The organism is Aeromonas sp. R5-1, from assembly GCF_040908265.1.
In the GTDB taxonomy this organism is placed as follows: Bacteria; Pseudomonadota; Gammaproteobacteria; order Enterobacterales; family Aeromonadaceae; genus Aeromonas; species Aeromonas caviae.
Genome location: NZ_JBFODJ010000039.1, coordinates 21961 through 32053 on the forward strand (window position 1 = coordinate 21961; position 10093 = coordinate 32053).

Annotated in this window: 6 protein-coding genes and 1 pseudogene; 1 reads left to right on the forward strand and 6 read right to left on the reverse strand. The window is 66.0% G+C overall.

The genetic code is table 11. From position 1 onward, the window contains the following. Positions 1–19 precede the first annotated feature (19 nt). From AB5Y64_RS05065 to AB5Y64_RS05075, 3 genes are all read right to left on the reverse strand, one after another. Positions 20–1828: a M3 family oligoendopeptidase gene (locus AB5Y64_RS05065; protein ID WP_161470746.1), complete on the reverse strand. Its 1809-nt coding sequence runs from the start codon at positions 1826–1828 to the stop codon at positions 20–22. Positions 1829–1906: 78 nt separating this feature from the next. Next, complete coding sequence (locus AB5Y64_RS05070; RefSeq protein WP_139700305.1) at positions 1907–3697, reverse strand: M3 family oligoendopeptidase; 1791 nt, start codon at positions 3695–3697, stop codon at positions 1907–1909. A 169-nt stretch (positions 3698–3866) separates the two neighbouring features. Next, positions 3867–4778: a DUF808 domain-containing protein gene (locus AB5Y64_RS05075; protein WP_041212856.1), complete on the reverse strand. Its 912-nt coding sequence runs from the start codon at positions 4776–4778 to the stop codon at positions 3867–3869. 206 nt (positions 4779–4984) lie between these two features. Here AB5Y64_RS05075 and AB5Y64_RS05080 point away from each other — a divergent pair, with 206 nt between their 5' ends. Next, positions 4985–5587 carry a DUF924 family protein gene (locus AB5Y64_RS05080; protein ID WP_103261856.1) on the forward strand — a complete coding sequence of 201 codons (603 nt, stop codon included), beginning with the start codon at positions 4985–4987 and terminating at the stop codon, positions 5585–5587. 54 nt (positions 5588–5641) lie between these two features. On the opposite strand, the gene AB5Y64_RS05085 is transcribed toward AB5Y64_RS05080, so the two are convergent. The 3 genes and pseudogenes from AB5Y64_RS05085 to secD form a co-directional block, all read right to left on the reverse strand. Continuing rightward, complete coding sequence (locus AB5Y64_RS05085) at positions 5642–7261, reverse strand: methyl-accepting chemotaxis protein (RefSeq protein ID WP_280094427.1); 1620 nt, start codon at positions 7259–7261, stop codon at positions 5642–5644. A gap of 249 nt (positions 7262–7510) precedes the next feature. After that, a complete protein-coding gene (gene secF, locus AB5Y64_RS05090) occupies positions 7511–8425 on the reverse strand; it encodes a protein translocase subunit SecF (protein ID WP_029314368.1) in 915 nt (304 codons plus the stop codon). A 109-nt stretch (positions 8426–8534) separates the two neighbouring features. Next, positions 8535–9998, reverse strand: a pseudogene (secD, locus tag AB5Y64_RS05095) (protein translocase subunit SecD); the annotation flags it as partial. Positions 9999–10093: the final 95 nt, after the last annotated feature.

Sequence of the window (10093 nt, forward strand, 5' to 3'; positions counted from 1 at the left end):
CAAACCGGGTCTGGCGAGGTTAACTGCCGCACTGGGCGAAGCGCGCCACCGCCGCTTCCACCAGGGCCAGGCTCCCCTGCCAGAAGGCGGGTTTTCGAATGTCCTGCCCCAAATGCCGTTCGACCAGTTCTTCGGCGCTCATGCGACCTGTGTCTCGCAGCAGGGTGCGGTAGGCCTTCGCCACCCCCTCCTCCCCTGCGGCCTGGCGGCTCATCAGCTGCTGATAGACCCCGAGGCTGAACAGATAGCCAAAGAGGTAGGGGTAGTTGTAAAAACCGAAGCCCGCGATGGAGAAGTGCGCCTTGGCGGCCCAGAACAGGGGGTGATAACGGTCGAGGCTCTGCTCGTACCAGCGCCCCCAGGCCTCGTCGGTGAGCCCCTTGAGCCGGGCCGACGACACATAGCCCTGCTCGCGCTCGGCCACCAGGGCCCGCTCGAAGTCGAAGCGGGCCGGGATGTTGACCAGGAAGGTGGCGGCGCCATCGGCATCCGCCCAGGCGATGGCCAGACGCTCCTCGGCGCTTCGGGCCTGCTCGTAGAGGGCGCTGCGCACCAGGGTCTCGGCGAAGATGGAGGCGGTCTCCGCCAGGGTCATGGGGTAGCTGCGCTGGCTCATGGGCAAATCGCGGATGAGCCAGTTGTGCCAGGCGTGACCGAGCTCGTGGGCCAGCGTGATGACGTTGTCCATGGTGCCCGCATAGGTGATGAAGACCCGCGGCTCCACCGGCTCGGCAAACTTGGTGCAATAGGCCCCGGTGCGCCGGTTGGGGGTGGGGGCGGCATCAATCCAGCCGCGCTCGGCCATCATGCGGGCAAAGTCCCCCATCTCGGGGTCAAAGCGCGCGAAGGCCAGGGCGATGATGTCGACCGCCTCCTCGAAGGGGATCTCCCGGCGGCTGGCGGCAGGGGGCGGCGCAAAGAGATCCTCCGGCCCCAGCACCTCGAGGCCGAGGTGACCGGCCATCAGCCCCAGGGCCCGCTGGCCCAGATGGCGGGCCTGCCAGGTCTCCGTCATCAGGGTATCCAGGGTCGCCCGCTCGATGTGACTCTGGTGGCAGGAGAGATCCAGGGCATCGAGGCGCCGGTGTTTGCCGCGCTGGCGCGAGAGCTCCAGGCGCCAGCCGTTGAGGGCGTTGAGGATGGCTGCCACCGTCTCCTGCTCCCCTTCCCAGCCGGCGCTGATGGCATCGAAGGCCTCTTTGCGCAGGGCACGATCCGGGTTGGAGAGCAGGTTGCTCGCCTCTGCCAGCCCCATCTCGCGACCCGCGATCACCAGCCTTATCTTGCCCACCAGATCGTTGTAGAGGTTGCCCCAGGCGTGCAGGCCGTCGGTGCCAAGGCCGATGACCAGCTGCTCCGCCTCCACCGGCAGCCGCTGATCCTGCAGGCGACGCTCGTGGCGCAGCCGGTACCCCTCCTCCCCGAGCAGGGGGTCGGCCATCAGTTGCTCAAACTCGGGCGCAGGCAGCCCCAGCATCAGATCTTCGATGGGGGCAAGCGTCTTGAACAGATCCGCATTGAGGGCCCGGGCCCGGGAGGCAACCTGCTTGGCGAGGGGATCCCGGGCGTCCTGGCTCCCCTTGCAGGCGGCCAGCACGGCGATGTTCCAGCCGATGTCGCGAATGCGCCGGGCCCGCAGGCGTACCTCCCTGAGGAAGTCCTGCAAGGCGCCTGGAGTGCGAGGAACCAGGGTCAGTCCCTCGATAAAACCGCTCAGCTCGGCCAGGCTGGCGCGGGCCAGGCTCATGTCCGCCTCGAGGACACAGCTGTCGAGGGAGGGGTAGATGTGATCATTTTGCCACTGCTGTGGATAGACTCGTTGTTGCATCGAACGCTCATCGTCAGGGACGGGCCTGGCCCGTCGTGAAATCCAGGTGGCCAGAGCCACCACCTTCGCGGGCAGGCATCACACCAGCCGCTCGAGGCGCACCACCGCCTCTTCCACATAGCGCAGGCTCTCCTGCCAGAACCCGGGTTCGCGGATGTCGACCCCCAGGTGCTTCTCCACCAGCGCCTCGGCGCTCATGCGGCCGGTATCTCGCAGCAGGGCGCGATAGGCGGGCACAAACTCGCCCCCGGCCCGCGCATGCTGGGCATAGAGCCCCAGGCTGAAGAGATAGCCAAACAGATAGGGGTAGTTGTAAAACCCGGACTCGGCGATGGAGAAGTGACCCTTGCTGGCCCAGAACAGCTCGTCATACTGGCTGAGGGCGTCACCATAGCACTGCTGCTGCGCCGATTTCATCATCTCCCGCATCTGGCTCGCCCCCACGTAACCCGCCTCCCGCGCCGTCACCAGGGCGCGCTCGAAGGCAAAGCGGGCGGGGATGTCGAGAAGCAGGCTCGCGGCCCGCTCCCCGTCCAGCCAGGCGATGGCCCGGCGCGGCTCCACCTTGTCGGTGGCGGCCAGCAGGGCATCGCGCACCAGGATCTCGGCAAAGAGGGAGGCGGTCTCCGCCAGCGTCTTGGGGTAGCCCCGCTGTTCGAAGGGAAGATCCCGCAGCAACCAGCTGTGCCAGGCGTGACCGAGCTCATGGGCCAGGGTGATGACGTTGTCCATGGTCCCCTCGAAGGTGAGGAAGACCCTTGGCTCGGGTGGATCGGCATACTCGGTGCAATAGGCGCCACTTCGCCTGTGCTCGCTCGGGGCGGCATCGATCCACCCCTTGTCGGCCATCATGCGGACAAACGCCCCCATCTCGGGATCGAAGGCGGCAAAGGCCTCCATCACCAGATTCAGCGCCTGCTCGACGCCGAACTTGCCGTGTACGGCCTGGGGCGCCGGGGCAAAGAGATCCCAGGGGGCGAAGTCGGTGATCTGCTGGGCACAGGCCATGGCACGCAAGGCGCGGCGCCCGAGCTCCCTGTGCTCCTCGGCCGCCGCCATCAGGGTCTCCAGGGTCGCGCCCGTGATGTGCTCCTGATGGCAGGTGACCTCGAGGGCATCCAGCCTGCGCCCCTTGCCGCGCTGGCGGCCGAGTTCGTTGCGCCAGCCGTTGATGGCGTTGAGAATGGCGGCCACCGTCTCCTGCTCCGCCTCCCAGGCGTCCTGGATGGCGTGCCAGGCGCTGGCGCGCCGCGCCCTGTCCGGGTGGGCGAGCAGGTTGTCCGCCTGGGCAAGCCCCATGGGCATCCCCTCCACCACCGGCAGCAGCCGCCCCACCAGGTTGTCGTAGAGATCCCCCCACCCCTGCAGGCCGTCCACCGCCAACCCCTCGATGAGCTGCTCGCTCTCGAGCGAAAGCCACTGATCCTGCAGCGCTCTGTCGTGATGGATCTGGTAGGCCAGCTCGAAGAGCTCGGGGTCTTGCAGCAGGGTGCACACCAGTGACTCGGGGGCGCGAACCCAGAACAGGTCCACCGGCTTGCTGCGCTGGGCCAGGGTCGCCTCCAGCTGCTGGCCCCGGGAAAGCAGTACCCGGGCCTCCTCGTCGCGCCCGTTCTGGCTCAGCCGGTTGTAACCATAGACCTGACTGTTCCAGGCCAGGCTCTTCACCCCGTTGGCCTCGCGGCGGATGGCCCGCAGCAGGTGGCGCAGGGCATTGGCATCCGCAACGGGATGGGCGGGATCCGGCAGGTCCGCCAGGAGGGCGTCAAGCCGGGTGAGGGCGCGGGCAGCCTCCTGGAAGGCGGCCTCGATGGCAGGATCGTCGGGGGCGGCATAGATGTGATCATCTCGCCAAACGGGTGGTTTCATGGTTGTCCTTGTCTGTTTGCGTCCATATCGGGTCACCCCGCCTCTGCGGGCGGGTGAAACCGGATAGTACGAAGGGGGCCAGGCACTTGCCTAGCCCCCATTCGAGGCAACCAGCAGAAGAGCGCCCCCGGGTGCGACGGCCCCTGTCGGCCCTCCCCCGACAAGCGACCTATTTGGCGGGCTGAAGCTTGCTCACCAGGGTCATGGCCACCACCAGCACCAGCCCTGCCACCACGCCGGCCAAGGCGCTCAGCAGGGTGGGCGTCACCACGGCCAGTACCCCGCCGACCCCGGGCAGGGCGGCCACCGTGTCCGCCGTCCCTTCGATGAGATGATGGAGGAAGGGCCAGCCATGGACCAGAATGCCGCCGCCGACCATGAACATGGCGATGGTGCCCACCAGGGCAAGCAGGTGCATCAGACGGGGCGCCGTCACCAGCAGCCCCTGCCCCACCGCCCGGCGCACGGCGCCGCCATCGGGCTTTTGCAGCAGGTGCAGACCGATGTCGTCGAGCTTGACGATGAGCCCCACCAGGCCATAGACCCCGACGGTCATCAGCAGGGCGATGCCCGCCACCACGGCGATCTGCAGGCCCAGGCTCGACCCCTGCACGGTGCCGAGGGCGATGACGATGATCTCCGCCGAGAGGATGAAATCGGTGCGAATGGCCCCCTTTACCTTCTGGCGCTCATAGGCCGCCAGATCCTCGGGCACCGGCGCCGCCTGATGCGCCTCTTCCTCGTGGGGCAGGAACTTGTGGACCAGCTTCTCCGCCCCCTCGAAACAGAGGTAGGCCCCCCCCAGCATCAGGAGCGGGGTGATGAGCCAGGGGATAAGAGCACTGATGGCGATGGCGGCAGGCACCAGGATGAGCTTGTTGCGAAACGACCCCTTGGCCACCGCCCACACCACCGGCAGCTCACGCTCGGCCCGCACCCCGGAGACCTGCTCTGCATTGAGGGCGAGATCGTCCCCCAGCACCCCGGCCGTCTTCTTCGCCGCCACCTTGGTCATCAGGGCGACATCATCGAGCACGCTGGCAATATCATCGAGCAGGGTCAACAAACTGGCTCCGGCCATATCTGGCATTCCTTCTATTGAGTGGGACACATCCGGGCTGCCCCGGTCAGGGTGATGAGGGGGTCAGGGGACCACGGGCCCATCCGGGGATCACCCTTTGGGGCAAAAGATGGCACAGTGTAACGGGAAGCCGCCACGGCGGCAGCCCCCCATGGCAGATCCCCTGCTCCGTTTTCACCTCACGGCCACCGGCCCAAGGAGTTCCCATGCAACCCTGGCAACCTCTGCTCGATTTCTGGTTTGGCGATGACGCAGACGACGCTCCCCGTGCCGCCCGTCAGGCCCCCCTCTGGTGGGGCAAGAGCAGCGAGACCGATGCCCTGCTGGCCTCACGCTTCGGCGAACTGGCGGCCCGTGCCGCAGCGGGCGAGCTCGCCCGTTGGGAGGACGATCCCGCAGGGCGCCTGGCCCTCATCCTGCTGCTGGACCAGCTGCCGCGAAACCTTCACCGCCACACCCCCGCCGCCTTCGCCCAGGACGACAAGGCCAGGGCGCTGTGCCTCAAGGGGCTCACCCTCGTGGTCGACAAGGGGCTCTCGCCGCTGGCCCGGGTCTTCTTCTATCTGCCCCTCGAGCACGCGGAGTCCAAAGAGCAGCAGGCCAGAAGCGTCGCCCTGTTCGAGGCCCTGGCCGACGAGCAGGCCACAGACCCGGCCCGGACCACCTTCGAAGGCTTTGCCGACTTTGCCCGCCGCCACCAGGTGATCGTCGATCGCTTTGGCCGCTTCCCCCACCGCAACGCCATCCTGGGCAGGGCGAGCACGGAGGAAGAGGCCGCCTTCCTGCAACAGCCCGGTTCGGGGTTCTGACATAAAAAAATCCCCGCCATGGGCATGGCGGGGAGAGAACAACCGATCCGCACCTCACTGGATGCGATAGCGGGAGATCTGCTGGTGGATATTCTCCGTGGTCACGTTCAGCTCCTCTGCGGCGGCGGAGGTCTCCTCCGCCGTGCTGCTGGTCTGCTGCACCACCTGGGCTATCTGCTCGACCTGGAGGGCGATGGATTCCGCCGCCGAGGTCTGCTCGCGGATGGCCAGGGTGATCTCGCCGACCTGATCCATGACGCGATGGGAGGCCTGGCGGATCTGGGTGATGATGGCCCCGCTTTCCGTCGCCATGGCCACCCCTTGCGCCACCTTCTCCTCCACCAGGACCATTCTGGCCACCGTGGCCTCGGACCCTTGCTGGATAGCCTCCACCGTCCTTGAGATCTCCTGGGTCGACTGGGCCGTCCGCTCCGCCAGCTTGCGCACCTCGTCGGCGACCACCGCAAAGCCGCGTCCCTGCTCACCGGCCCGCGCCGCCTCGATGGCGGCGTTGAGCGCCAGCAGGTTGGTCTGCCCCGCCACATCGTTGATGACGTTCACCACCCCACCGATGCGGGAGATCCCCTCCCCCAGCGCCGTCACATCGCGGGAGGCCTGACGAATGGCGTCGGCGATGTCGTTGATGGCGAGCACAGTGCGCTCTATGGTGGCCCCGCCGTCACTGGCGAGCTTGCCGGATTCATTGGTGATGCGGCTGGTCTCCTGGGTGCGCTGGGAGATGTCCGTGATGCTCACGCTCATCTCCTCCACCCCGGCGGCGATAAGGCTGGTGGCGTCATTGGCCTGACTCGCCGACTCCGCCATGTGCTGGGCCGCCTGGGAGAGGGACTCTGCCGTGCTCTTGATCTGCAGGCTGCCCACTGAGAACTCGGTGAAGGTCTGCTGCAAGGTGTCCAGCAGGCGGTTGACCGCCGTCAGCGTCTGGCCGATCTCGTCCTGCTGGCTCACATTGGCCCGCAGGGTGAAGTTCAGGTCGCGCTGGATCTCGGACAGGGTCGCCATGGCCAGACGGAGGGGATTGGCGACCTGCCTGAACAGCCAGAGAAAGAGCACCAGCGTGAGGGCACCCGCGCCCACCGAGATGAACAACAGGGCCTGCATGCTGCTATCGGCATTCTGCTCGCCTCGCAGCTTGACGGCGTCACCTTGCTGGATGTTGAAGTGGACGTGCTTGTCGATGGCCTGGGAAAGCTGCTCAAACAAGGGGGCAAGCTCCTTGTCGATCGCCTCTCTGGCCTCCACATTCTTGTTCTCGCGGGACAGGCGCAGGACGTCTTCAGAGGCCTTGCCGTACTGGGCAACCAGGCGCCGATCATCGGCGACGAGCTGCCTGTCCTCCTCATTGGAGATCATCCCGTTTTCATACTGGCTCAGCAGGGCGTCCATCTTGGTGTGAAGGGATGCAATGCTCTGCTTTATCTGACTCATCTTGCCGTCGTCGGTGTTGAGCACGTGCGCCTGGATCAATGAATGCAGGGCGTAGAAGTCTGTCTGTATCTCCTTGATCGTGGAAATGCTGGGGACGGTGTTGTCTGTTACATAGCTGAGATCCGCATTGGCGGAGGAGAGTCTGCTGATGCTGAACCAGCTGAGACACCCCAGGGCCAGCATGACCAGCAGGGCAATGAGTTGAAGCCGACGAGCGATATTCATGAGTGCTTACTCCATCCATAGACTCCCTGCCAGTGCAGCCGATGCGGGCCCCGAAAATAGCGCCTAAAACATGCATTTCATTACACTTTTCAACTTCTGCTCGGCCGCGTCACACCCGCCGCCCCAACCCGGCCTTCGGGACCGCCGCCCCCCTCTGGCAGAATGGAAAAAGGAAGGCATTCGCCTTCCTTTTTTGCCCGGGGCGGCCGCACTGGCCGCCCATGAGCCCCGTGACAGGGCGCTCGCCGGTCACGCCGCCTCGGCCAGCTCCTCCTCTTTTTTCTGGTAGGCCTGGGGGGAGAGCCCCAGCAGCTCCTGCACGGTGGAGGCCACCGTGATGGAGGAGAGCGTCCCCACCAGGATGCCGGCGAACAGGGTGAAGGAGAAGCCGTAGAGGGCGTCGCCGCCGAACAGGAGCAGGGCCCCCACGGTGAAGAGGGTGGTGCCCGAAGTGATCATGGTGCGGCTGAAGGTGGCCTTGATGGCCACGTCCGAGCACTCGTGGATCCCCATGCGGGTACGAGACCCCAGCAAGTCCCGCAACCGGTCCGAGATGACGATGCTGTCGTTGAGGGAGTAGCCTATCACCGCCATCAGGCCCGCGATGACGTTGAGGTCGAACTCGATGTCAAAGAGCGCGAGCAGCCCGATGGCCACCAGACCGTCGTGCAGTACCGACACCAGGATGCCGATGGCTTGGCGCCACTCGAAGCGCACCGCCAGGTAGGCGGAGATGGCGAGCGAGGCCACCAGCACCGCCAGCATCCCCTGCTGGAACAGCTCTGCGCCCACCTGGGGCCCGACGATGGTGGTGCGCAAGAGCTCCACCGGCAAGGCGAGTTGCTGCCCCAGCATGGTCGCCAGATCCTCCGCCGCCCAGGGCAGCGCGTGGGGGGGCAGCTTGATGAGCCACTCGCCGGGCACACCGGCGCCGTGCAGCTCCACCACCCCCGCCAGGGGCGCCGTCAGCAGAGCATTGAGCTCATGGGCCTCTTTCAGGGTCTGGATGCGAAACTCCAGCAGGATCCCGCCGGTGAAATCGAGCCCGAGGGCGAGCCCTTTTGTCGCAAGGACGGCCACGCAGGCCAGGGTCAGCAGCACGGAGGCCCACAGCCCGATATAGCGCCAGCGGGTCAGCCCCATGGCCAGGATCATTCTCAGCATTGTTCTTCCCTCGACGTCAGGTGGTACAGGCTTCCCGGCAGGAAGCGGTCGGTGCGCAGGTCATGCAGACTCACGGGCGCGGCGTCATGGTGATGAAGTCGGTTCATGGTCATACCCTCAGCAGCTTGGCGCGGCTGTTGCCCCACAGGGGGTTGATGATGGCGCGGGTGCCCCAGATGCCGGTCACCATGCTGGAGATGAGCCCCAGGATCAGGGTGATGGAGAAGCCCTGCAGCGGCCCGGAGCCGATGGCATAGAGCACCACGGCGCAGATGAGGGTGGTGATGTTGGCATCGAAGATGGTGCGAAACGCCGAGCGATAACCAAAGTCGATGGCGTTGGCCAAAGACCCCCCTTCCCGCAGCCGGTCCTTGATCCGCTCAAAAATCAGCACATGGGTATCCACCGCCATGCCGACGGTGAGCACCAGACCGGCGATCCCCGGCAGGGTCAGCACGGCCCCCGGCAATACCGCCAGCATCCCCACCTGCATCAGCAGGTTGGCGACCAGCGCCGTGATGGCGACCCAGCCGAACTTGCGATACCAGGCCATCATGAACAGCATCATGCCCGCCATGCCGAACGCCAGGGCGGTGAAGCCCGCCTCGATGTTCTGCAGACCCAGGGTCGGGCCTATGCTGCGCTCTTCCAGGATCTTCAGCGGCGCGGTGAGGGCCCCGGCCCGCAGCAGCATGGCGAGCTCCTGGGCCTCGGGCAGGCTGCCAATCCCGGTGATGCGGAACTGGTTGCCAAGGGCGGTCTGGATGGTGGCGACGTTGATCACCTCGCTTCGGGCGCGCAGCTTGCCTTCGGTGTTGGTCTTGTACTCGGTGAAGACGGTGGCCATGGGCTTGCCCACGTGCTGGCGGCTGAACTGGTTCATCTTGCTCCCCCCCAGGGTGTCGAGCACGATGTTGACCTGGGGCTGCCCCATCTCCCCCATGTTGGCGCGGGCATCGACGATGTGCTCGCCGCTCAGCACCGGCTGGCGGGCCAGCCCCACCGCCTGGCCGCTGCGATCCGCCATGAAGAAGCGGCTGTCGGCCTTGGCTTCATAGAAGGCCAGGGACGCGGTGGCGCCGATCACCTCTTTCGCCTGCTTGGGGTTGTGCACCCCCGGCAACTCGATGCGGATGCCGTCCTGCCCCTGACGCACCACCGAGGCCTCGACGATGCCGAGCTCGTTGATCCGCTTTTTCAGGATCGACAGGTTCTGGGTCACGGCGTTGTTCACCAGCAGGGTGCGCTCGGCGTCGCTCAGCACCAGGGTCAGTGCATTGCCGGAACGGCTCAGTGTCCACTGATCCTGGCGGGTACCGGCACTCTCCTTGATGATGGAGAGCCAGGCCTCCTGCCCCGCCACGTCGGGCAGGGTGACGGCCACGCTCCCCTGGGCGGTGCGCATCACGCTGGCCCCCCGCAGGTTGGCCTCGCGAAAACGGGTGCGCAGGGTATCCACCAGGTTCTTGGTCTGGTTGTCGATGACGAAATCCACGTCCACCCCGATCAGCAGCTGAGAGCCGCCGCGCAGGTCCAGCCCGAGCTTGATGGGGTCGGCGCCGAGCCGGCTGATCGTAAGTATTCACCGGAACAGTATTGACACAGGAAAAATGAGACGATCGTCTCTTGATCCCACTTTCCTGCTTGCTTGATCCTGCTCCTTAGATA

Excerpts from the sequence above, each read along its gene's own strand:
- AB5Y64_RS05065 (WP_161470746.1), bottom strand. The coding sequence starts at position 1,828 with ATGCAACAACGAGTCTATCCACAGCAGTGGCAAAATGATCACATCTAC.
- AB5Y64_RS05070 (WP_139700305.1), bottom strand. The coding sequence starts at position 3,697 with ATGAAACCACCCGTTTGGCGAGATGATCACATCTATGCCGCCCCCGAC.
- AB5Y64_RS05075 (WP_041212856.1), bottom strand. The coding sequence starts at position 4,778 with ATGGCCGGAGCCAGTTTGTTGACCCTGCTCGATGATATTGCCAGCGTG.
- AB5Y64_RS05080 (WP_103261856.1), top strand. The coding sequence starts at position 4,985 with ATGCAACCCTGGCAACCTCTGCTCGATTTCTGGTTTGGCGATGACGCA.
- AB5Y64_RS05085 (WP_280094427.1), bottom strand. The coding sequence starts at position 7,261 with ATGAATATCGCTCGTCGGCTTCAACTCATTGCCCTGCTGGTCATGCTG.
- secF (WP_029314368.1), bottom strand. The coding sequence starts at position 8,425 with ATGCTGAGAATGATCCTGGCCATGGGGCTGACCCGCTGGCGCTATATC.